Source organism: Mediterraneibacter gnavus ATCC 29149 (assembly GCF_008121495.1).
Classification (GTDB): Bacteria; Bacillota; Clostridia; order Lachnospirales; family Lachnospiraceae; genus Mediterraneibacter; species Mediterraneibacter gnavus.
This window is the reverse complement of the sequence record NZ_CP043051.1, coordinates 3,326,349-3,348,258: the sequence shown is the minus strand read 5'-3', so window position 1 is coordinate 3,348,258 and position 21,910 is coordinate 3,326,349. Positions and strand designations below refer to the sequence as shown.

Annotated in this window: 21 protein-coding genes and 1 pseudogene; 19 read left to right on the top strand and 3 right to left on the bottom strand. The window is 42.8% G+C overall.

Annotated features, from left to right (window positions below; all coding sequences use genetic code 11):
- Positions 1 to 11 precede the first annotated feature (11 nt).
- The 12 genes and pseudogenes from FXV78_RS16730 to FXV78_RS16675 all read left to right on the top strand — a co-directional run bounded on the left by FXV78_RS16730 (position 12) and on the right by FXV78_RS16675 (position 12,927).
- Positions 12 to 1,337, top strand: coding sequence for an ABC transporter substrate-binding protein (locus tag FXV78_RS16730; RefSeq protein ID WP_004844765.1), 1,326 nt, complete (start codon positions 12 to 14; stop codon positions 1,335 to 1,337).
- A gap of 88 nt (positions 1,338 to 1,425) precedes the next feature.
- Complete coding sequence (locus tag FXV78_RS16725) at positions 1,426 to 2,346, top strand: carbohydrate ABC transporter permease (RefSeq protein WP_039960200.1); 921 nt, start codon at positions 1,426 to 1,428, stop codon at positions 2,344 to 2,346.
- Positions 2,343 to 3,209, top strand: coding sequence for a carbohydrate ABC transporter permease (locus FXV78_RS16720; RefSeq protein ID WP_004844767.1), 867 nt, complete (start codon positions 2,343 to 2,345; stop codon positions 3,207 to 3,209). The genes FXV78_RS16725 and FXV78_RS16720 overlap by 4 nt, the downstream gene beginning before the upstream one ends.
- A gap of 15 nt (positions 3,210 to 3,224) precedes the next feature.
- Entirely contained in the window at positions 3,225 to 4,484 is a 1,260-nt protein-coding gene (locus FXV78_RS16715; protein ID WP_004844768.1) for a Gfo/Idh/MocA family protein, read from the top strand.
- Between the two features lie 2 nt (positions 4,485 to 4,486).
- Positions 4,487 to 5,794 (top strand): alpha-L-fucosidase, encoded by a 1,308-nt coding sequence (locus tag FXV78_RS16710; RefSeq protein ID WP_004844769.1) that lies wholly within the window; start codon positions 4,487 to 4,489, stop codon positions 5,792 to 5,794.
- Positions 5,795 to 5,920: 126 nt separating this feature from the next.
- Positions 5,921 to 6,187 (top strand): 30S ribosomal protein S15, encoded by a 267-nt coding sequence (gene rpsO, locus FXV78_RS16705; protein WP_004844770.1) that lies wholly within the window; start codon positions 5,921 to 5,923, stop codon positions 6,185 to 6,187.
- A gap of 219 nt (positions 6,188 to 6,406) precedes the next feature.
- Positions 6,407 to 8,497 carry a polyribonucleotide nucleotidyltransferase gene (locus FXV78_RS16700; RefSeq protein WP_009244303.1) on the top strand — a complete coding sequence of 697 codons (2,091 nt, stop codon included), beginning with the start codon at positions 6,407 to 6,409 and terminating at the stop codon, positions 8,495 to 8,497.
- 799 nt (positions 8,498 to 9,296) lie between these two features.
- A pseudogene (locus FXV78_RS16695) lies at positions 9,297 to 9,452 on the top strand (toxin-antitoxin system, antitoxin component, HicB domain protein); the annotation flags it as partial.
- Between the two features lie 142 nt (positions 9,453 to 9,594).
- Entirely contained in the window at positions 9,595 to 10,305 is a 711-nt protein-coding gene (locus tag FXV78_RS16690; RefSeq protein ID WP_004844833.1) for a phosphatase PAP2 family protein, read from the top strand.
- Complete coding sequence (locus FXV78_RS16685; RefSeq protein ID WP_004844834.1) at positions 10,295 to 11,356, top strand: lysylphosphatidylglycerol synthase transmembrane domain-containing protein; 1,062 nt, start codon at positions 10,295 to 10,297, stop codon at positions 11,354 to 11,356. The genes FXV78_RS16690 and FXV78_RS16685 overlap by 11 nt, the downstream gene beginning before the upstream one ends.
- A complete protein-coding gene (locus tag FXV78_RS16680) occupies positions 11,353 to 12,021 on the top strand; it encodes a CDP-alcohol phosphatidyltransferase family protein (protein ID WP_004844835.1) in 669 nt (222 codons plus the stop codon). Before FXV78_RS16685 ends, FXV78_RS16680 begins: the two co-directional genes overlap by 4 nt.
- A 36-nt stretch (positions 12,022 to 12,057) precedes the next feature.
- A complete protein-coding gene (locus tag FXV78_RS16675) occupies positions 12,058 to 12,927 on the top strand; it encodes a phosphatidylserine decarboxylase (RefSeq protein ID WP_004844836.1) in 870 nt (289 codons plus the stop codon).
- Between the two features lie 56 nt (positions 12,928 to 12,983).
- Here the strand turns inward: FXV78_RS16675 and FXV78_RS16670 are convergent, their stop codons facing one another.
- Together FXV78_RS16670 and FXV78_RS16665 are read right to left on the bottom strand one after the other, a co-directional pair.
- Positions 12,984 to 14,930 carry an oxidoreductase gene (locus FXV78_RS16670; RefSeq protein WP_004844837.1) on the bottom strand — a complete coding sequence of 649 codons (1,947 nt, stop codon included), beginning with the start codon at positions 14,928 to 14,930 and terminating at the stop codon, positions 12,984 to 12,986.
- A 166-nt stretch (positions 14,931 to 15,096) separates the two neighbouring features.
- On the bottom strand, positions 15,097 to 16,191 hold the full coding sequence (locus FXV78_RS16665; protein ID WP_004844838.1) for a helix-turn-helix transcriptional regulator: 1,095 nt from the start codon (positions 16,189 to 16,191) through the stop codon (positions 15,097 to 15,099).
- Positions 16,192 to 16,458: 267 nt separating this feature from the next.
- Between FXV78_RS16665 and FXV78_RS16660 the strand changes: the two genes are divergently transcribed.
- Entirely contained in the window at positions 16,459 to 16,647 is a 189-nt protein-coding gene (locus FXV78_RS16660; protein ID WP_004844840.1) for a type II toxin-antitoxin system HicA family toxin, read from the top strand.
- Between the two features lie 34 nt (positions 16,648 to 16,681).
- Complete coding sequence (locus FXV78_RS16655) at positions 16,682 to 17,080, top strand: type II toxin-antitoxin system HicB family antitoxin (protein ID WP_039960233.1); 399 nt, start codon at positions 16,682 to 16,684, stop codon at positions 17,078 to 17,080.
- 151 nt (positions 17,081 to 17,231) lie between these two features.
- On the opposite strand, the gene FXV78_RS16650 is transcribed toward FXV78_RS16655, so the two are convergent.
- On the bottom strand, positions 17,232 to 18,281 hold the full coding sequence (locus FXV78_RS16650; RefSeq protein WP_233447385.1) for an IS4 family transposase: 1,050 nt from the start codon (positions 18,279 to 18,281) through the stop codon (positions 17,232 to 17,234).
- Positions 18,282 to 18,443: 162 nt separating this feature from the next.
- Here FXV78_RS16650 and FXV78_RS16645 point away from each other — a divergent pair, with 162 nt between their 5' ends.
- From FXV78_RS16645 to FXV78_RS18490, 5 genes are read left to right on the top strand one after another with little or no spacing between them, the layout of a single operon-like run.
- A complete protein-coding gene (locus FXV78_RS16645) occupies positions 18,444 to 18,878 on the top strand; it encodes an ABC transporter permease (protein ID WP_064787016.1) in 435 nt (144 codons plus the stop codon).
- Positions 18,872 to 19,588, top strand: coding sequence for an ABC transporter permease (locus FXV78_RS16640; RefSeq protein WP_004844844.1), 717 nt, complete (start codon positions 18,872 to 18,874; stop codon positions 19,586 to 19,588). The genes FXV78_RS16645 and FXV78_RS16640 overlap by 7 nt, the downstream gene beginning before the upstream one ends.
- Positions 19,589 to 19,599: 11 nt before the next feature.
- Entirely contained in the window at positions 19,600 to 20,235 is a 636-nt protein-coding gene (locus FXV78_RS16635) for an ABC transporter ATP-binding protein (protein ID WP_004844845.1), read from the top strand.
- A gap of 41 nt (positions 20,236 to 20,276) precedes the next feature.
- Positions 20,277 to 21,650 carry an aryl-sulfate sulfotransferase gene (locus tag FXV78_RS16630; protein WP_004844846.1) on the top strand — a complete coding sequence of 458 codons (1,374 nt, stop codon included), beginning with the start codon at positions 20,277 to 20,279 and terminating at the stop codon, positions 21,648 to 21,650.
- Positions 21,651 to 21,782, top strand: a complete 132-nt coding sequence (locus FXV78_RS18490; protein WP_004844847.1) for a hypothetical protein — start codon at positions 21,651 to 21,653, stop codon at positions 21,780 to 21,782.
- Positions 21,783 to 21,910: the final 128 nt, after the last annotated feature.

Genomic DNA, 21,910 nt, shown 5'->3' with positions numbered 1-21,910 from the left:
AGGATTTAGTAATGAAAAAGAAAAGAATCATCAGCCTGATTTTGGCTACAACTATGGCGGCAACAGTAGTCGTTTCCGGATGTGGGAAATCCGGTGACTCTGAGAAAACAGATGACGGCAAAAAGAAAACAGAAGCATCTGATGACAAGGTATTGGAGTTTTATCATGGATATTATCAGGATGCAAGCGAATGGGCACCTGCACAGGTTATGCGCGATATCTATGACGAGTTTGCAAAAGAGCATGCAGATGGAGAAGTGGAATTTAAAGCAATTCCGACAGAGGATATCGACAGTGTGGTAGAAAATAAAGTGGCAGGCGGAAGCTATCCGGATATGGTGGATCTGGCAGGACGGTCTGTATCACTGGCAGCGATCAGTCAGGATTTGCTCCTTGACATGAAACCATACATAGATGAAGAAGGGATCAAAGACAACGTTGGAATCAACTATACACAGAACGACGTGGATGGAAAGATTTATACGGTTCACGATCAGCTTCTGACACTGGGATACTGGTACAATGACAAGGTGTTAAAAGACGCAGGAGCAACAACACCGGATACATGGAAGAACTGGAGCGATTTTGAAGGAGCAATGGAAAAAGTACGTTCCGCAGGCGGAGATGTGTATGCATATGGTGCCGGTCAGGGATCTACAAGATGCTTTAACGCAATCCTCGGTATGTCCGAAAATGGAAGAAAAATCGTAGGAGAGCCTCTGACAGAAGAAGCAATCGAATCCAAAGAGTTTGAAGAAGCATTCAAACAGGTGGCAAATATGGATCAGAAAAACGGATCTTCCAATGCCAGCAGCAATGCCGATGACGGTGCAAACGACTGGGCAGCAGACTTCAACAAAGGACAGTCTGCAGTGTTCTTCAACGGAGTATGGGCAGCAGGCGGATTTGAAGATACTACAAACTTTAAACCGGCAATCTTCCCGGGAAGCGTTTCCTTATCTTCTGCAAGCGGCGGAATCACAGCAGCAAATGATATGAGTGATGCAGAAAAAGAACTGGCACTGGAATTTGTAAAATATATGACAAGTGATGAAGTACAGACAAAGATCTTCAAAGAAGTAGGTGCAAACCCATGTACAACAACACTGGATCTGAATGCACTGGCAGAAGGATCTGACGAGAAAACAAAACTTCTTGCAGAGGCATGTTCTCAGGCAAATGATGCAGAATATGTGATTGCAACAATCGATTCTACATGGGGAACAGATATTGCAAATGCGATCGGTAACAAACTGATCGAATCTACCGTTTCCGGAACTGATGTAAATGCAAAATTTGAAGAATTAAAGAGTGAACTGATCGGTCTGATCGGTTAATTGTAAATCATGGAAGCTGCTCTTTGCAGGAGGTATTTAAGGAGCAGCTTCCTTCTCTATGAAATTTTCCAGAGTAGGAGGTAGCAAAATGGAAATAACCGGAAAAAAACAAAAGTTGAGAAAGAATGCGTTTATTCTCTTCTTTCTTTTACCGACTCTGGTCTGCTTTTGTGTGTTTTATTTATATCCGATCGCAACGGTGGTCATCAGTTCCTTTGCAAAATGGGACTACACGAATTTGAATGATATGCAGATGTATTCCTTTGGACATCTGTTTGACAACTATAAATATATTTTTGAGAAATATCCGTATTTCTGGGAAGGACTTAGAAATTCCTGTATCTGGGCATTGTGCGGACTTGTAATCCAGGTTCCGATCGCGACAGGAGTGGCGCTGGTAATCTCCAAGAAATGCAGAGGATGGAAGCTGACAAGAAATATTTACGTGATACCGAATATTATTTCTTCGGCAGCAATGGGATTGATCTTCTTACAGCTGTACAATCCGAAGTATGGTATTATCAATGAAATTATCCGTGTTTTTGTGCCGAATTTCCAGGACAACGTACTGTTTATACCAAAGGTAAATATGATCGCTTTGACCTGCGCATACATCTTCTTTGCAGGAACAAACATGATCATGGTTCTGGGACAGATTTCTGCAATACCGGAAGAGGTTCGTGAGGCGGCACTTTTGGATGGAGCCAAAGGATGGACACTGGATCGTTGTATCGTTCTTCCATTGATTAAAGATACAATAAAGACAATCAGTATTCTCTCCGTATCCGCAGGATTCCTGTTGTATAATGAAGTTTATTTCCTGACGAACGGAGCAGCAGGAACAAAGAGTATCAGCTTCCTGATTCGTGAACTGGCAGTTGTCAGTCCAAGAGCACAGTACGCACGTGCAAATGCGATCGGTGCGATTCAGATCCTGGGAGGTCTGGTATTGATCCTGATCATTAACATGCTGTTTCGTGAGAGAAAACAGAAAGGAGGCAGAAGATGATGAGCAGACAGAGAAAAGGCAAAGAAAATGAAGCGGTCCATGGAGTGGGGACTTTTGGAAAGATCGTTTCGTATGTTGTGATGATTCTGGTATGTTTCATCTCCCTGTTTCCGGTTATTTGGGTGGCAATTTCCTCGTTGAAGGCAGATCCTCTGGCAGAGCCGGGATTTACTCTGCCAAGTGCACTTTGTTTTGATGGATATATCGGAGTATTCCGGGACATGCATATTATGAGATACTTCTTTAACAGTTTTAAAGTGGCAGGTATTTCTGTCGTATTAAGTATCATCATGATTTCCATGTCAGCGTATGTTGTGGCAAGAATGAACTTTAAATTTAAATCGGTGGTCAGCGTCATGTTGATGTCTACATTGTTTATTCCACCGACAGCGATGACATTCCCGGTTTATAATCTGATCAACAGTATGGGAATCAACGATACGCATGCAGGATTGATTTTAATCTATACATGCAGCGGTATCGCAGTCAGCTTTATGGTCATCAAAAACTATTTCCTGACGATACCGGTAGAGCTGGAAGAAGCAGCGCGTATTGACGGCTGCGGTTATACACAGACATTTTTCAAGATCATGCTGCCGATCGCACGTCCGGGAATCCTGACAGCAGCAATGCTGGCGTTTATGAATTACTGGAATGAATACTACTGGGCATCTATGGTACTGACAACAAAAGAACTGAAGACTGTTCCGGCGATTCTGGCACAGTTCCAGAATGCATTTTCTACGAACTACAACGGAATGTTTTCCGCAATCGTTGTAATTCTGCTTCCGCCGGTGATCTTGTTCTGCTGTTTCAGCAAGTACTTTATTGAAGCACTGTCTGGTGGGGCAGTAAAAGGCTAAAAGGAGAGAAAAAACATGAAACAAGTAACAGCCATTCTTTTGGGAGCCGGACAGAGAGGGGCAGAGGCTTATGCCTCTTATGCCCTGGATTATCCCAATGAATTGAAATTTGTAGCAGTAGCGGAACCAAGAGCGGATCGACGGGAAGAGTTTGCAAAGCTTCATGATATTGCACCTCAAAACGCTGTGGAATCGGACATGGAGCTTTTGAACCGTCCGAAAATGGCGGACTGTGTTCTGATCTGTACACAGGATCAGATGCATTATGAGGCATTGAAGCTGGCCGTGGAAAAAGGCTATCACATTTTATGTGAAAAACCGATCTCACCTGTAAAATCTGAACTGATCGAGATCGGGGAGATCGCAAAGAATTATGACAAGGTGATCAGTATTTGCCACGTGCTGCGTTATTCTCCATTTTTCAGAGAGCTGAAACGGCTTCTGGATGAAGGGGCGATCGGTCAGCTTGTTGATATCCAGCATATTGAGAGTGTGGGATACTGGCATATGGCACACAGCTTTGTACGTGGTAACTGGAGAAACAAGTCCTTAAGCAGTCCGATGATCCTGCAGAAGTGCTGTCATGATATGGACATCTTATTATGGCTCGTAGGTGCGTCCTGTACAAGACTTACAAGTTTCGGAAATCTGATGCATTTTAAAGAAGAAAATGCACCAGAAGATGCTCCGGCTCACTGTCTGGACGGATGTGTACACCGGGATGAATGTCCGTATTTTGCACCTCGATTCTATCTGGAGGATTTAGAGGAAAAAGGCGGAACATTTGCAAAAGTGGTAAGTCTTCAGACGGATAAAAAATCTCTGCTGGATGCATTGAAAGACGGACCATATGGAAGGTGTGTTTACCACTGTGACAACGATGTGGTAGATCATCAGGTAGTAAATCTGGAGTTTGACAATGGTGTGACAGCAAGTATGACAATGTGTGCGTTTACCAATAAATGCGAGCGGATCATCAATCTGATGGGAACAAAAGGACAGATTCGCGGAAACATGGAAGAAAATGAAATCATTGTGGAAGATTTTGCGTCTGGAAATACAACAAAGATCAAGGTAAAAGTACCAAAAGGTGGACACAGCGGAAGCGATGTCTCCATGATGAAAGACTTTGTGGAACTGGTGGCAGGAGGCGGAACTGCAAAAAGCGTAAGCGCCGCATCAGAATCCATCGAGAGTCATTTGATGGCACTGGCGGCAGAAGACAGCCGGGAACACAACGGTGTTGTTTATGAAATGAAAGGATATGGAAAATAGTAATGAATCAGGAAATATGGAATCGGACCGAATGGTTCCGGAAAGAAAGATTCGGAATGTTTATCCACTGGGGACTGTATGCCATTCCGGCGCTGGGCGAGTGGGTAATGTCCGAAAAACGAATGACAGTAGAAGAATATGAGAAATATTTCGAGCAGTTTGATCCAACGGATTACAATCCGAGAGAATGGGCAAGACTGGCAAAAAAAGCAGGTATGAAATATGCGGTGCTGACTGCAAAGCATCACGATGGATTTTGTTTGTTTGATTCTGCACTGACAGATTATAAAGCGACAAATACAAAGGCCGGACGGGATCTGGTTCGGGAATTTCTGGATGCATTCCGTGCGGAAGGATTAAAAGTAGGGCTTTACTTTACACTGATTGACTGGCATCATCCGGACTATCCGAAATACAATGATATGCACCATCCAATGCGCGGAAATGAGGCGTATAAAGATGAAAATATCAATTTTGACCGGTATCTGGAATATATGCATGGCCAGGTGGAAGAACTGGTGACCAATTACGGAAAGCTGGATATTCTCTGGTTTGATTTCTCTTATGACAACATGTGTGAAGATACATGGAAAGCAGAAGAGTTGATCCGTATGGTCAGAAAACATCAGCCGGATGTTATTATTGACAATCGTCTGGAAGGTTCCGGAGAGAAGAACGGAAGTATCGTAACAGATCATCCGAATATTTACAGCGGAGATTTCGCAAGTCCGGAAATGATCATTCCGCCGGGAGGAATGAAAGATCTGAACGGAAAACCGATCCCGTGGGAGCTTTGTGCAACGATGAACAACCACTGGGGATACTGTTATTATGATCATACTTACAAAACATCACAGACCATTATCCGCAAACTGGTTGAATGTGTCAGCAAAGGCGGAAACTTTATCCTGAACGTAGGACCGGATGCAAAAGGAAGAATTCCGAAAGAAAGTCAGGAAATTCTGACGCAGGTAGGAGAATGGATGGAGCAAAACGGAGAAAGTCTTTATGAATGTGGAATTTCCGAGTATGACAAGCCGGAATGGGGACGTTATACACAAAAAGGAAACACGGTATATGCCCATATTTATGAAACGCCTCTGGGAGCACTCTCATTGTATGGAATCAGCCCGCAGGAGGTAGGAACAATCACCTTCCTTTCCAGCGGAGCGCAGGTGCAGAGGGGTGAGGCATGGAATACAGCTATGTATTCAGATACACCGTTTGTGGCGCTGGGTGAAAATCCGGTATTCAGTTATCCGCTGCCGGATGAAATCGATACTGTTTTGAAAATCGAGTTGAAAAAATAGGACTTTACATCCGAAAATCCCTGTGGTATACTACCTTAGGATTCAGCCGGTGTTCGGTAATCGGACAACTCCGACCGTTACTTAATACCAGGCGGTTTATTATTAAGTTTAAAGGAGGATCATACGATGATCGCAAAAGAAAAGAAACAGGCTATTATTGCAGAATTTGGAAGAAGTGAAGGAGATACAGGATCTCCGGAAGTACAGGTAGCGATCCTGACAGCAAGAATCAACGAGCTGACAGATCACTTCAAAGCAAATCCAAAAGACCACCACTCAAGAAGAGGACTTCTGAAAATGGTAGGACAGAGACGTGGACTGCTTGCATACCTGAAAAAAGTAGATATCGAAAGATACCGTGCTTTGATCGAAAAACTTGGATTAAGAAAATAATTCATGGAAGAGGGACTTCTGCCTGTGTCGGTTTATCCGGCAGGCAGAGGTCTTTTTATTTCTTGCGATTCATACATATCTATGGTATAATAATCTAGATTGCGGACAAGTATGTATACCCGAGACCACTGAAAAGTATATCGAAAGCTTCCGGTGTTTTTTTCAGTAGTTTCGGAGACACTTGTTCCGGGAAATGTTTCAAACAAAAAGGAGAATATTATGTATAAGAAATTTGAGATGGAACTTGCCGGCAGAACTCTGCGCGTGGATGTTGACAGAGTGGCAAAGCAGGCAAATGGTGCGGTTTTGATGCACTACGGAGATACTACAGTTCTCTGTACTGCGACAGCATCTGAGAAGCCAAGAGACGGGATTGACTTTTTCCCGCTGAGTGTAGAGTACAATGAGAGACTTTATGCAGTCGGAAAGATTCCGGGAGGATTCAACAAAAGAGAAGGAAAGGCTTCTGAGAATGCAATTTTAACATGTCGTGTCATTGACAGACCGATGCGTCCTCTGTTCCCGAAGGATTACAGAAATGACGTGACATTGGAGAATCTGGTTATGTCTGTTGATCAGGACTGCAGTCCGGAACTGACAGCAATGCTTGGTGCGGCGATTGCCACAAGTATTTCAGATATTCCGTTTGACGGACCGATCTCTACGACTCAGGTTGGTCTGGTTGACGGAGAATTTGTATTCAACCCGACAGCAGCACAGAAAGAAGTATCGGATCTGGCGCTGACAGTTGCATCTACAAAAGAGAAAGTAATCATGATCGAAGCCGGAGCAAATGAAGTTCCGGAGGCTCAGATGATCGAGGCTATTTTTGCGGCACATGAACTGAACCAGAAAGTCATCGCATTTATTGAGACGATCGTGGCAGAATGCGGAAAAGCAAAACATGAATATACAAGCTGCGCGGTTCCGGAAGAACTGTTTGAGGCGATTAAAGAGATCGTTCCACCGGCAGAGATGGAAGAAGCAGTCTTTACAGATGACAAACAGACAAGAGAAGAAAATATCCGTGTCATTACAGAAAAACTGGAAGAGGCATTTGCAGAGAACGAAGAATGGCTGGCAGTGTTAGGGGAAGCAGTTTATCAGTATCAGAAGAAGACTGTCAGAAAGATGATCTTAAAAGATCACAAACGTCCGGACGGACGTGCGATCGATCAGATTCGTCCGCTGGCAGCAGAGACAGACCTGATCCCGAGAGTTCATGGATCTGCGATGTTTACAAGAGGACAGACTCAGATTTGTACAGTGACAACACTGGCACCTCTTTCAGAAGCACAGAGAATCGACGGACTGGATGAGGCAGAGACTTCCAAGAGATATATGCACCACTACAATTTCCCGTCTTATTCTGTTGGAGAGACAAAACCATCCAGAGGACCGGGACGTCGTGAGATTGGTCACGGTGCACTGGCAGAGAGAGCACTCCTTCCGGTACTTCCAAGCGAGGCAGAGTTCCCGTATGCGATTCGTACGGTATCTGAGACATTTGAATCGAATGGTTCTACTTCTCAGGCAAGCGTATGTGCGTCCAGTATGTCACTGATGACAGCAGGTGTGCCGATCAAGGCAGCTGTTGCCGGAATTTCAGCAGGTCTGGTGACAGGAGAGACAGACGATGATTATCTGGTTCTTACAGATATCCAGGGACTGGAAGATTTCTTCGGAGATATGGACTTTAAAGTGGCTGGTACACACAAGGGTATCACAGCGATCCAGATGGACATTAAGATCCACGGACTGACAAGACCAATCATTGAAGAAGCAATCGCAGCGACAAAGAAAGCAAGAACTTACATTCTGGATGAAGTGATGAATAAAGCAATTGCAGAACCTAGAAAAGAAGTGGGAACTTATGCACCGAAGATTATTCAGATGCAGATCGACCCACAGAAGATCGGCGATGTTGTCGGACAGAGAGGAAAGACGATCAATGCGATCATCGAGCAGACTGGAGTGAAGATCGATATCACAGACGATGGAGCAGTTTCTATCTGCGGTACAGAAAAAGAAGCGATGGAAAAAGCAGCGAAGCTGATCGCAACGATCGTAACAGATTTTGAAGCAGGACAGCTTTTTGAAGGAAAAGTAATCAGCATCAAAGAATTCGGAGCATTTCTTGAGTTTGCACCTGGAAAAGAAGGAATGGTTCATATTTCCAAGATCTCCAAAGAGAGAGTCAACAAGGTAGAAGATGTTCTGAACATTGGAGATGTTGTGAAGGTTGTATGCCTTGGAAAAGATAAAATGGGAAGATTCAGCTTCAGCATGAAAGATGTTGCAGAAGACTAATTAGAACTGAAGAGAAAATAGAAAATCAGGATTACCATTTAAGTGGATAATCCTGATTTTCTATTTTGCATTTACGACAATGCTCTGGTCTCCCCGCATTATTTTATTAAGTATTCGTTTCATTTCTTCGCCGTTATCTCCTGACAAATCAATGCTTGAAAAAGGCAGAGTCAGTCTTTTATTGTTGTAATAAGTAATCCATATTGTATTATTTCTGGTTCCTGGAAATACATAGCGCAAATCCTTTATATACTTTTTGGCATAGAGGTTTCCGTTTATAACGAACCAATTTTTACTGACAAACATTCGTGTTGAACTTTGCACAATGATAGGGCGTTTTGATATATTTCCATATTTTATATGCGGTCAACAAAGTAAAACAAAGAAAGAATAATTCGATCCATAGAACTTCTTGATGTTTTTCAATCCACACTATTCTAAATCCCCGTACAGACTGATAAGCACAAAATCCCCATATAAAGGCTAGCAATAACTTTTTAAGTGGGTAAAGACGAAACCATTCAATCATTTTTAGCGGTCCATTTGATGGATGGTAATCTTTATTTATGAGTTTATTCGTAAGGCATTTCTGTACAATGGATGGTAAATTGACCCACAGGATAATTGCTAAAAATAGAAGCCAAATAACCATTCTGCTCCCCTTCCTTTCTCTGATCTGTCGTTTTCTTGATACCTTTATTATATCAGTTCCATGGATCCGCCACAATAAAAATGAAAGGTCTCTGTTCCGGCAGAAGTCGAGTTAAAGGACGGAGAATTTGTGAATTATATCGCATGCGATACAATTGAATATGCAAAAATGCATAATAATAGAGCAGTGAAGAAAACATTAACCATACCAGAGTGGTTGAATGAGGCGGCTACGAGAGCCGGGGTAAATTATTCTCAGGTTCTTCAAGAAGCACTGATGAGAAAATTAAATATAAGCAGATAATCATTGGAGAGCTTGGAAACAGGCTCTCTAATCTTTAAGATTTCTTAAAGATTCTTAAAGATACAGTAAAGACTATTGAGTAAGAAACAGAAAACGACTATACTAAACACTGTCAAATGTTGGAGAAGAAGGAGCAGGCAAGATGAGATACAGACAGAACAATGTAAGGAAGAAACTGATTCCGGCGTACGGGATTGTGCCGCTTTTACTGGCATTGTTATGGAACTCACTGGCATATAATGGTGCCAGATGGATTGCATCCGGGCGATATCATTACAATATTGAGACTGTGTTGGATGAGAGGATCCCTTTCATACCCTGGACATTGGTAATCTATTTTGGATGTTATCTGTTTTGGGGAATCAATTACATTTTGATTGCGGGACAGGAAAAAGAGAGTGTATATCGCTTTTTTACAGCAGATGCAATATCCCGGATTGTCTGTTTCTGTTTTTTTGTCTTGTTTCCGACGACCAATACCAGACCGGAGATTGTGGCAGACGGATTCTGGAATCAGGCCGTGATCTGGCTTTATTCCATTGATGCCGCGGACAATTTGTTTCCTTCCATTCATTGCCTGGTAAGCTGGTTTTGTTTTCTGGGAATTCGTGGGGGGCAGGAGATTCCGAAATGGTATCAATACCTGTCCTGTGTGATTGCAGTTTGCGTGTTTTTATCCACTTTGATGACAAAACAGCATGTTGTCTGGGATGTGGCAGGTGGTGTTATCCTGGCGCAGATCTGTTTTACGGTTTCCGGGAAAACACAGTGGTATCGGATATATCAAAGATTTTGTGAAAGGATACAAAGCTGTATTTTTCATTTGACAGGAGGAGCACGACATGAGAGATAAGAAAAAAGCAGTTTTTAATATTTTATTTTTATTACTTGTATTTGGTCTGACTGTATATGGTGTTTTTCGAGGAGAAGACCTTGAGAGTATGATGCACTCCATTCGACAGGCACAGTGGCAATGGCTGGTGCCGGGAGTGGCTCTGGTATTATTCTTTATATGGTCAGAATCAATTATTATCTGGTATATGATGAAATCGTATGGAACCCGGTTGAAGAAACGGTCTTGTTTTCTGTTTTCTTCCGTTGGTTTTTTCTTTAGTTGCATTACACCGTCGGCAAGCGGTGGACAGCCGATGCAGATATACTATATGAAGAAAGAAAAGATACCGATTCCAGTATCGACGGTAGTATTGATGATTGTGACGATTACATATAAGCTGGTCCTGGTTGTGATCGGAATCGGGATTCTCATATTTGGTCAGGGATTTCTGCACAGATATCTGGAAGGCATTCTGCCGGTCTATTATCTGGGATTGGGATTGAATGTGTTTTGTGTGGTATTTATGACAGTTCTTGTATTTCATCCGGTGCTGACAAAGGAAATCCTGAAAAAAGGCGTCCATTTGCTGGAAAAGCTGCGCCTGATGAAACACAAAGAAGAACGGCTGGAAAAGCTGGATGCATCTATGGATACTTACCGGGGAACGGCAGTATATTTAAAAGAGCATATGGGCGTGATCGTGGTTGTATCCGGAATTACATTTGTTCAGAGAATGGCCTTGTTTGCAGCTACCTGGTTTGTGTATCGGGCGTTTGGACTGTCAGGAACTTCATTCTTTGATATTCTGTTTCTTCAGGCAGTGATAGCAGTTGCGGTAGATATGCTGCCGCTTCCCGGTGGTATGGGGATCAGTGAAACATTATTTTTGAATATTTTTCGCCCGGTGTTCGGATCTTTGCTGCTTCCGGGTATGGTTTTAAGCCGGGGACTGGGATATTATGCAGAATTACTGATCAGTGCTGCATTTACAGTGGTGGCGCAGCTTACGATAGGAAATGAAAAAGTAAGAGAACAAAAGAAGTGTATAAAGGAGCGTGTTGAGGGATGATAGGATTTTATGATTATACGGTGGTGCTGACTTATATTAGTTTTACTTCATCAATAATCGGCATTTTTTGTGCTGTTACAGGACATCCAAAGTGGGCTGTGTTCTGTCTGGCGCTTTCCGGATTATGCGATATGTTTGATGGAAAGATTGCGCGAACGAAGAAAAACAGAACAGAGGATGAGAAGCAGTTCGGAATTCAGATTGATTCTCTGTGTGATGTGGTCTGTTTTGGAGTGTTTCCGATTGTATTATGCTATGAGTTGGGCATGCGCCGTATTTACAGTATGGCAATTTTAGTACTGTATGGGCTTGCCGGAGTAATCCGCCTTGGATATTTTAATGTCATGGAGACCAAACGGCAGCAGGAGACCAGCGAAAATCGAAAATACTATCAGGGACTTCCAATCACATCCATGTCAGTCGTACTGCCGCTGCTCTTTGTAGTATCGCTGATACTTCCGGGATATCACTGGTTTCTGTATGCACTGCATATTACAGTGGCAGTGGTCGGTATCTTGTTTGTGGCAGATTTTAAGTTCCGCAAACCAACGAATAAAGAACTGGCAGTTCTTGTCGGAATCGTAGGAGTCGCAGTCCTGTTCATCCTGTTCTATAACGGAGGATGGTGGGAGTTCTGCAGAGCGCGGTTTTTCCGGCATATGTAGTTTTCAAAGGATGAGATCAATAAGGAGGTAAAAAGGATGAAGCTGGCAGACAGAAGAGGAAACATAGAAGAATGCAGTTCAGGACAGGATCGGCTGCTGGAATGGATTTACACGCATGAAACAGGAAGGTTTCTTATGAAGGGACTGATCAATCCACATATCTCTGAAATCGGAGCTGCGTTTTTGGATTCTCGGGCCTCCAGAGTGCTGATTGCGTGGTTTATCCAGAAGAACAAGATTCCGATGTATCAGTATGAGCAGAAAAAGTACCGCTCTTTCAATGAATTTTTTAAACGAAAAGCACTTCCGGGAGCACGAAGAATCATTCGGGAGCCAGAGAGGCTGATCAGTCCTTGTGACGGAAGACTCAGTGTCTATAAAATTGAAGAAAATTCCCGGTTTCAAATCAAACATACAAGCTACAGTACAGAGAGTCTTTTGAAAAATGAAGGGCTTGCAAAACGCTATGCAGGCGGGTATGCATGGGTGTTCCGGCTTTGTGTGGAAGATTATCATCGTTACATTTATGTGGATGATGGAGTAAAATCGGAAAACGTGAAAATACCGGGAGTATTGCATACGGTCAATCCGGTGGCGAATGACAGTTTCCCAATCTATAAAGAGAATGCAAGAGAGTTTTCGCTGCTCTGCTCAGAAAATTTTGGGACGGTTTTAATGATGGAAGTAGGGGCAATGATGGTGGGAAAAATTGAAAATCGCCATCAGGCGGCAAGAGTGCGAAGAGGTCAGGAAAAAGGAAATTTTGCATTTGGAGGTTCTACGATCATTCTGCTCACACAAAAAGGAAAGGCAATGCCGGATCCGGATATCTGGGAGAATTCTCTTAATGGGATTGAAACAAAAGTAAGGCTGGGAGAAAGCGTCGGGAGAGGAAAGAAACGATAAAAAAGAGCTGAGATTTATCATCGGAAATTGAATGATAAAATCTCAGCTTTTCTATTTTATAAATTCAATGCAGTCTGATATCCTTCTGTTACAGCATCTTTGATATTTCCAGGTTTTTTGCAGTCGCCCAGTACATGACAGGTAATTCCTGCAGAGGTCAGCTGTTCCTCTAAAGTGTCAGACGGACGGTATCCCATTGCAAGAACGAGTGTATCGGCATCTGTAATCTCGTGAGTCTTTCCATCTTTTGTATATTTGATCACGGTATGATTGACTTCTTCCACTTTTGCATCGCAGAGAATCTGGATTCCTTTTTCCATCATTCTCTGGACAAGCAGACTTCTTCCCGGACCACTTTCTGCTTCCATGATCTCATGTGCCATTTCAATCAGAGTAATCTCCCGGTTTCTGGGGAAACGGTCATTCAGAACCGGAGCCAGATAATCTGCGGTTTCACATCCGACAGAGCCTCCGCCGATGACTACAATCTTGCGTCCCGGGAACTTCCTTCCATAGAGGACGTCGTCCGCAGTCATCCAGTCTTTAAATTGTGTCATAAACTGAGGAACAATCGGAGTCGCACCTGCACAGAGTATGACCTCATAATCTGGATAGTCCTTCTGGATTGTTTCCAGTGTAACCTCCGTATTTAAAAGAACCTTTACGCCGGCCTGTTCCAGTTTGTGTGCCTGATATTTGATCAGCTGTGTCAGATCCTGTTTTGCAATCGGAACGGCAGCGATCCGAACGGTTCCGCCAAGGGAATCCTGACGGTCTGCAAGTACAACATGATGTCCGCGTTTTGCAGCAACGTAAGCAGCTTCCATTCCGGCAGGACCTCCACCGATAACAAGGACATTTTTTGTCTCTTTTGCAGGGGTGATGGTGTCTTCATTTTCCGGTTCCAGAGAAGGATTGACAGTACATGCAACCCGTTTTCCGAACATAATGCCGTTTAAGCAGCGCAGACAGCCGATACATGGACGGATATCTTCCTCGTGTCCGGCCTGAGCCTTGTTGCAGAATTCAGGTTCACAGAGATTTGCGCGGCCGATCATGCAGATATCTGCCTTATCATTTTCCAGAAGTTCTTCTGCCAGCCATGGTTCTGTGATGCGTCCCACAGTTGCCACCGGGATCGAAACATGTTTTTTGATCTCTGCGGAGAGCGCGCTGTGAGATCCCATTTTTGTTCCGGGTGCAGGAATGGAGCTTCCTCTTTTGATCGTTGTTCCGCCGGAAACATGAAGCATATCCACACCGGCTTTTTCGAGCTGTTTGGAAACATAGATGGCATCATTTAAATTCAGACCCCCGTCTGAATATTCATCTCCGGAAATACGTACATCGATGATGAAATCTTTTCCACATATTTTTCTGACTTCGGCAATGACTTCAAGAGTCAGTTTTAAGCGTCCATTGATATCTCCACCATAGGCATCTGTCCGTTTGTTGTAGAGCGGAGAAAGGAATCCGCCAAGGAGTCCATGTGCATGAGCGGCGTGAATTTCCACTCCGTCAGCGCCTGCTTTTTTTACACGCAGAGCAGCCTCGCCGAACTGGCGGATAATGACCTGCAGTTCTTCAACAGTGACCGGTCTTGGCGCTTCCTTGGCATAGTAAGGACCTACAAAAGACGGAGCGATCAGCCGCGGAGTACCAGGGATCGGGAATGCCATGTAAGCAGGATGAAAAAGCTGCGGCAAAATCTTTGTGCCGTACTTGTGGACGGCAGCAGTCAGCTTTTCCCATCCCGGGATATAGCTGTCGTCACAGATGGACATATCTCCCGGAAGATATACATAAGTAGGCTCTACAGTTGTTACTTCTGTTACAATCAGTCCGACACCGCCTTTCGCGCGGGCAGCGTAGTGCTCCACCAAAGCATCTGTTACGTATCCTTTGTCAGCCAGATTTGTAGAGATCGGCGGCATAAATACGCGGTTTTTTACAGTAGTTTCTCCGATTTTGATCGGGGAGAAGAGTTTTGGATATGTATTCATAATTTGATTTCCTCCTGTACAATTCTACATTTATTTTAATATGCAGAGACAGAAATATCCTCTCTTTCCCAACACAATACAGGGCAAAATTTGTCGTGTTTTTTGCAAAAATAGATTTTCCTGTAAAAAACATAGCAAAAAATGCCTGAAAACAGAAAGGAAACAGTTATGTTCCTGTGCAGGAAGGCCGTATCGTCAGAACAATATCGTCCTCTTTCTGAGAGAGAAGCAGTTCTTTTTGACGGGCATCAGAAAGTGTACAAAGGAGTGTATCGCCATCTGACACGATTTGAATCCCCTCTGCGTGAAAGAGAAGACGGTTTGTATCATCCAGATGAAAGACCTTTGTAAGCAGTTCTTTTTGTTTCTGTGTGAATTCCATCGGACGTGTTTCCTGCTCCGGAAGAGGAAGCAGATTTTTTACGAAACGCTTCCGATAGGTGCTCGGTGTAATGCCGTAGAGTTCCTTGAAAATCTGAGAGTAGGCCTTGGAGTTTGGCATCCCGCATTTTCCGGAAATCTCTTCAATCGAAGCTTTCCCTTCCAGAAGGTCCTCCAGAGATTCCCGGACTCGCACATAGGACAGATATTTGACAAAGGAAAGTCCGGTATAGCGGGTGAACAGTCTGGAGGTATAGCTGGTGCTGAAAGAAAGCGTTTTTGCAATGTCTGTAAGGTGAATATCCTCTTGATAATGGCGGTCGATAAACTGGATTGCCCGCACGTAGTTCTCGTGGTGAGTGGAGTCCACAGGAAGCTGTTCAAAAGGTGTGTTGCGCTGCTTTTTTGCAATGCAGAGGATCTTCATCATAATCTCATTGAGGGCAAACAGATCAGTTCCATCTGCGGAATCTCCATTGAAAAGAACCATAAGAAGCCGACGGATTTCTTCTTTCAGGGAGCGCAAAAGAGCGGCATTGCTTACCGGAGTACACAAAATTGTATGGAACAGATTTTTACAGGAACCGAGCATATTTTCCGGAATCCGCTCAAAATCAATGTGAATGGTCAGAATCACGCTTTCAGGCTGCAGTTTTTTCAGTATATGGATCTCGTCCGGTGCAATCACAGCCAGTTCCTGCTCTGTCAGGGAGTGGGAGATGTGTTCTGTGATCACCTCATAACTGCCCTTTAGAACATAGGAAAGCTCCAGGCTGGTCTGTCTGGAAAATACTTTGCGGTCAAAGCTGTTGATGCTAAGACTTAAGGGATGATTGAATTTCTGTCCGGAAAAGTCATAATAATAGTTCATGTTTTGCATAGGATCACCTCGTTATCGTCAGTCTGCCGGGAAGGCATATAGTGTCAGTATAATATAAAACAAAGCAAAATAGGTGATTTTGATCATATTTTTTTGTTTTTAAGTGTTACCGTTTACATTAGATGTGGGTATTCTGAGTACATACGTGAATCAGGTAATTAAGCAGATTAGAAAAAAGAATGAGATACGTAATATTACAGAAAAACATTGATATACGTAAAAATACGTGATATAATATAACCATGATAAGGAAAGGAGATACAAAAGATGCCAATGACACCGAGAGAGATGATTAAATATCTCAAGAAAAACGGGTTTGAGGAAATCAGACAAAATGGTTCTCATATTACAATGAAGAACCGGTCTACTGGAAGAACGGTAATCGTTCCTTATCACTCCAAGGCTATGAAAAAGGGTTTGGAGCAAGCAATATTAAAGCAGGCAGGGTTAAAATAAAATCCTGCCTGAAAAATAAATGGAGGTATTACGTATGGAAAAATTATTCTATCCGGCACTTTTTCATAAGTCGGAAGAAGGCGGATTTTGGATTTCGTTTCCAGATTTTCCGGAATGTTTTACTGAAGGAGATGACATGAAACAGGCTTACGAAATGGCAGTAGAAGCATTGGGTCTTGCTTTAGTGAACAGGAAGGAAGAGAAAGAAGAAATTCCGGATCCTTCCGATTTGGATAAAATTCAAAATGAAGATGGAACGATTGTGATTGTAGAATTTGATATGTTGGAATATCAAAGGAAGCACAATTCAAAAGCGGTAAAGAAAACCCTTAGTATTCCGGAATGGTTAAATGAAGAAGCTGTGTCGATGGGAGTAAACTTTTCGCAAGTACTACAGGAAGCGTTGATGAGCAAATTGAATATAAGCAGATAAATTGGGAGGGCTTGGAAACACAATGTCATTTAGTTAAGACATTAAGCAGATGTATTCCTATCAGGCAGAGGTAGAAAATTCACTATCTTTGCCTGATTTTTCTTTTATAAAAACTTGCTCTTATATTTATGCAGCACAAAAAGACAGATTGCTATCTGCCTAAATTAACGATATACTCCACCTTTTTTGAATGAAAGCAACATAATCCGATAGCATATTTCAATTCCCTGAACGATGTTTCGATGCCCCATCGCATTGCATAAACCTTCTTTATTTCTTCTACTGGAAAATCTTCCTTTGGAAGATTGGTAATTATACTTTCATACGAATCTTCTGAAATGGCAAACCTTACTACTCTAAAATTCAACGTATAAATTTTTTTGTCATATAAATCCAGATAGTCAAATGGACTGGATTTTGCAATAAATTTAAATTTTTTGGGTTTAGCTTTCACATCTTTTGTCTGTTTTCGGGTTAATATAAGTTGCATGTCGTGGTCAAACTCATTTTCATCAGGAAGGTCAAAACTTCCTGTCATGCTTCCCCCACCGCCATCCTTTACACGAATCAGATAATACATTCCTTTTTCTTGGACATGCGCAAAAATATTATATGTTTCATATCCTCTGTCTGCGATAAAAATTGTTTTTTTCTCTCCTTTATAACGGTCAATCATTTGTGTCATTGCCAATGATTCGTTTTCTAGCCTTGCAGGTTGTATCACAAGATCAATATATCGCTTCTCGCACAGGTCGAAAAGAGCATTCAGATGAATCTGATGAAATCCCCGATCAGTTGGTTGAGACTGAAAATAAGTGCCTGCATCGTTTGGATTACGGGCAATGTTCAAATCTGAGCCATCACAAGCTAATAGTTGATAATCCTTATACTTTTTTTCGAATGAGAAACAAGAATTAAATTCATAAAACAAAAACTGGAATGCCTCCAGAAGTAGTTTGTTTCTCTGTTGACAGAACGCTGAAGCAGACGGGGTATCGACAGAGAACTGGAAATAATCCAGCAATTCTTTTTTTAAGCTTCCACTTTCCATAGAAAGAAGAAATTGAATTGTAGATACAAAATCAAGTTTTCTGTTCCGTGAAAAATCAACTTCTGGATTTTTTGAAAACAACCATGAGGCGGTCGCCATTTCATGGATTAAAGATGACAATTTGTTTTTTACATGTTCCGCAAATATCATAAGCGTTACCTCCAAAATGTAATACATTTAAGTGGCTTCGCCGCAAATTTTTCTATATTTGTCAAGGATTTTTTACAAAAAAAGAGCAGGGTATATATTTTTATATACCTTGCTCTGCAAGAGGCTGCCGACTCAATGTCTTAACTAAATGACATTGGCCGAATGGGAACCCAGGGAGATTTTACGATCACAGGCTACAGCTCAGATTCTGCAATGAAAGATTTTGTTGACGGCAGCAGCTCCATCACCGAAGGGGAGATGTTTGCAGAGGGAACGGCAGACAATACCTGTGTGATCAGTTCGGAGCTGGCATCTTACAATGATCTGGCAGTTGGAGATACGATTACGCTTTCCAATCCGAATCAGGAGGATGAAACGTATACACTCACGATTGCGGGAATCTATGAGACAGAATCTACAAGCGATTCGGCTTCCAGCATGATGGGTGGATTTATGGCAGGAGCAGACAGCTCCAATCAGATTTATGTCAGCTATCAGATATTAGAAACAATCCTGACACAGTCAGAAGAAAATGCAACGACAACAACGGACAGTACAACAGGGGAGACGACAACGACAGCCTTCGTTCGATGCTGAACGGAACCTATGCATTTGATTCTGTGTCAGATTATGAAAAATTCCAGGATGAAGTCAAAGAGATGGGACTTTCTGACGACTACACGGTTTCTTCCAGTGACCTTACTTCTTACGAAGAGAGCCTGGAGCCACTTCAGCATTTGAGTGAATATGCAGGATATTTCCTGATGGTCATCCTGGCAATCGGGGCAGTGATCCTGATCGTTCTGCATATTTTTGCAATTCGGGAACGAAAATATGAGATTGGAGTTCTGGCGGCGATTGGAATGAAGAAATGGAAGATCGCAGTACAGTTTCTGACAGAATCTCTTTGTATTACATTCTGTGCATTGATCATCGGAGCCGGAATCGGAGCGGTTTCTTCTGTACCGGTGACCAATCACCTTCTGGCACAGCAGATTGAGAGTTCCTCTTCTTTTGGACAAGAGCAGTGGTTTGGAAGAGAAACAGGTGCGCAGGGTAGCACAGAAGCGCCGGAACAGCCTGGCGGATCGAAAGAAAAAGCAGAGGCACCGGAGGTTTCAAATGCAGGAGGTCCTGGATTTGCACAGGCAGCCAATTATGTCAGCAGCATTTCTTCGGCAACGGATATGCAGGTGATTCTGGAAATGATGGGAATCGGAATTTTACTGACACTGATTTCCGGCTGCACGGCACTGATCTTTATCATGCGTTATGATCCATTGAAAATACTGAGCAACCGAGATTAGGAGGAAGAAAAATGAGTATCTTAGAATTAAACCAAGTATCATATTCTTATGAAAAAAAAGGAAATCAAGTATTGTCTGATATCAGTTATTCCTTTGAAAAAGGAAAGCTCTATGCGATTACCGGGAGATCGGGGGCAGGGAAGACCACACTTCTCTCCCTGATCTGCGGGCTTGCGACTCCGACTTCCGGGAGTATCCTGCTAAACGGAAAGGATATCTCTTCTTTAAACCGGTATGATTATCGCAGCCATGATATCGGCGTGATCTTTCAGAGTTTTAATCTGCTGCCGAAACTGACTGCCAGAGAAAATGTGATTCTTTCCATGGATATTGCGGGGTATCCATGTGAAGACAAAAAAGCACATGCGGATGAAGTCCTGAAAAAAGTAGCGCTTGGACAAAAGGAGGCAGATCGCCGGATCTTAAAGCTTTCCGGCGGGCAGCAGAGAGTTGCGATCGCAAGGGCACTGTCGTACAGTCCGCAGATTCTGGTGGCAGACGAGCCGACCGGAAACCTGGATCCGGATACACAGAATGAAATTATGAAAATCTTCCTGAATCTGGCACATGAGGATGGACGGTGTGTAATTCTTGTGACACATTCAAAAGAGGTAGCCGCCGCGGCAGATGAAGTGTATCGTCTGTAGCTTAAAGAGAATGTCTGTATATAAAAGAGAGGATAGAACGTATGAAATGGATCAAAAGAGCAGTGCTTGGGATTTTTCTTGCTGCGGCTGCAGTGATTGGAGTCCTGGGATTTACAAAGTATCAGGCAAGACAGGCGGAAGCAAAAGCAGCAGAGGAAACATCCAGAAAGAAAGAACAGATTAAAGAAATTTATACGACAGAGTATCAGGAGGCAGTAAAAAAACGGCTGGAAACAGCAAAGGAATCAGGAACGTATACAACAGAGAAAATGCTGGTGGAACAAAATCCGTTTGGAACAAATACGCTGTCTCTTTATGTCTATTTTGCAACAGAAGAACCGGTTTCTGTCTCCTATGTTGTTTCTGTGCCCGATAGCGAAATTGCAGATTTTGGAGGAAAAGTCAATCAGGAAGAGACTTATACCACAGAACATGAATTTCAGGTCATAGGTCTCATTCCGGATATGGAAAATACGATCACCTTTACGCCGGAAGCAGAAGACGGAACCATAACCACTGCTTCCTGCAAATACAAAATGGGAAGTCTTGCAGGAGAAGAAGAGGTACAGCTGAAGCAGACAGCAGGTCAGACAGATGTAAGCAGCCAGATTTCGCTTCCGGATTCCGGCTTGTATGTCATCCTTGGAAATGACAGTGATGATGTCGATTTTATGTACTATTATGATGAAAATGGAACGATCAGCGGAGAAGTTCCGCTGATCGGATATCGAAGCCATCGGCTGGTATTTGAGAATGATCGGATGTATTACAGTATTTCCGAGACAAAAATTGCAGCAGTGAATGAACTGGGTATGGTGGAGCAAGTCTATGATCTGGGAAACTATCAACTGCACCATGATTATGTTTTTGATGATGACGGAAATCTTCTGATTCTGGCAACAGATACCGGGAAACAGACGGTAGAGGACTGTGTATTAAAACTCAATCCTTCCACAGGTGAAGTCTCCTGTATTTTAGATTTGGAGGATCTGCTTGGAGATTATAAAGAAAGTCTGGGAATGGATCAGGAGGATCTGGACTGGGTACATATCAATACCATTCAGTGGATGGGAGAAGATTCCATTTTATTGAGTTCCAGAGAAACATCTACTATTTTGAAAATCCAGAATCTGAATACTGCACCCGAAATCGCATATATGATCGGAGAAGAGAGTTTCTGGGAAGGAACAGGATATGAGAATCTTCTGCTTACGAAAGATGAGAGTAACGGAAGCTTTTCCAGTGCCGGCGGGCAGCATACGGTGACTTACGTGACAGATGATTCACTGCCTGACGGACAGTATTATCTGTATCTGTTTAACAACAATTTAGGATACAGTGAGTCCAGACCGGATTATGACTGGAGTCAGATCGACCAGATCGCAACAGACCTCTCTTCGGGAACTACTTCCTAGATGCAGGGACTGATCGGAGAATACAAGGAAGATGGAACACTGGTAAAACAGTTCCAGATGAATCTCTCGAAATACTATATTTACAGGGTATATAAATATGATTTTTCCGGATATCTGTTTACAGAAGAATGATAAATGAAAATAATTCTCAATAAAAATGTTGATTTCATAATACGGATGTGTTATATTGAATTCAAGGTTAGCGATAACTAACTGAGAATAAATCATGTAAAGCCCTTTCCATGTCGTAACTGCTGAAT

Bases quoted from the DNA above. Each gene is read 5' to 3' on its own strand.
- FXV78_RS16685 (WP_004844834.1), top strand. From the start codon at position 10,295: ATGAGAGATAAGAAAAAAGCAGTTTTTAATATTTTATTTTTATTACTT.
- FXV78_RS16640 (WP_004844844.1), top strand. From the start codon at position 18,872: ATGCTGAACGGAACCTATGCATTTGATTCTGTGTCAGATTATGAAAAA.
- FXV78_RS16715 (WP_004844768.1), top strand. From the start codon at position 3,225: ATGAAACAAGTAACAGCCATTCTTTTGGGAGCCGGACAGAGAGGGGCA.
- FXV78_RS16650 (WP_233447385.1), bottom strand. From the start codon at position 18,281: ATGATATTTGCGGAACATGTAAAAAACAAATTGTCATCTTTAATCCAT.
- FXV78_RS16700 (WP_009244303.1), top strand. From the start codon at position 6,407: ATGTATAAGAAATTTGAGATGGAACTTGCCGGCAGAACTCTGCGCGTG.
- FXV78_RS16645 (WP_064787016.1), top strand. From the start codon at position 18,444: ATGGGAACCCAGGGAGATTTTACGATCACAGGCTACAGCTCAGATTCT.
- FXV78_RS16710 (WP_004844769.1), top strand. From the start codon at position 4,487: ATGAATCAGGAAATATGGAATCGGACCGAATGGTTCCGGAAAGAAAGA.
- FXV78_RS16720 (WP_004844767.1), top strand. From the start codon at position 2,343: ATGATGAGCAGACAGAGAAAAGGCAAAGAAAATGAAGCGGTCCATGGA.
- FXV78_RS16730 (WP_004844765.1), top strand. From the start codon at position 12: ATGAAAAAGAAAAGAATCATCAGCCTGATTTTGGCTACAACTATGGCG.
- FXV78_RS16655 (WP_039960233.1), top strand. From the start codon at position 16,682: ATGGAAAAATTATTCTATCCGGCACTTTTTCATAAGTCGGAAGAAGGC.
- FXV78_RS16630 (WP_004844846.1), top strand. From the start codon at position 20,277: ATGAAATGGATCAAAAGAGCAGTGCTTGGGATTTTTCTTGCTGCGGCT.
- FXV78_RS16635 (WP_004844845.1), top strand. From the start codon at position 19,600: ATGAGTATCTTAGAATTAAACCAAGTATCATATTCTTATGAAAAAAAA.
- FXV78_RS16665 (WP_004844838.1), bottom strand. From the start codon at position 16,191: ATGCAAAACATGAACTATTATTATGACTTTTCCGGACAGAAATTCAAT.
- FXV78_RS18490 (WP_004844847.1), top strand. From the start codon at position 21,651: ATGCAGGGACTGATCGGAGAATACAAGGAAGATGGAACACTGGTAAAA.
- FXV78_RS16660 (WP_004844840.1), top strand. From the start codon at position 16,459: ATGCCAATGACACCGAGAGAGATGATTAAATATCTCAAGAAAAACGGG.
- FXV78_RS16725 (WP_039960200.1), top strand. From the start codon at position 1,426: ATGGAAATAACCGGAAAAAAACAAAAGTTGAGAAAGAATGCGTTTATT.
- FXV78_RS16670 (WP_004844837.1), bottom strand. From the start codon at position 14,930: ATGAATACATATCCAAAACTCTTCTCCCCGATCAAAATCGGAGAAACT.
- FXV78_RS16675 (WP_004844836.1), top strand. From the start codon at position 12,058: ATGAAGCTGGCAGACAGAAGAGGAAACATAGAAGAATGCAGTTCAGGA.
- rpsO (WP_004844770.1), top strand. From the start codon at position 5,921: ATGATCGCAAAAGAAAAGAAACAGGCTATTATTGCAGAATTTGGAAGA.
- FXV78_RS16680 (WP_004844835.1), top strand. From the start codon at position 11,353: ATGATAGGATTTTATGATTATACGGTGGTGCTGACTTATATTAGTTTT.
- FXV78_RS16690 (WP_004844833.1), top strand. From the start codon at position 9,595: ATGAGATACAGACAGAACAATGTAAGGAAGAAACTGATTCCGGCGTAC.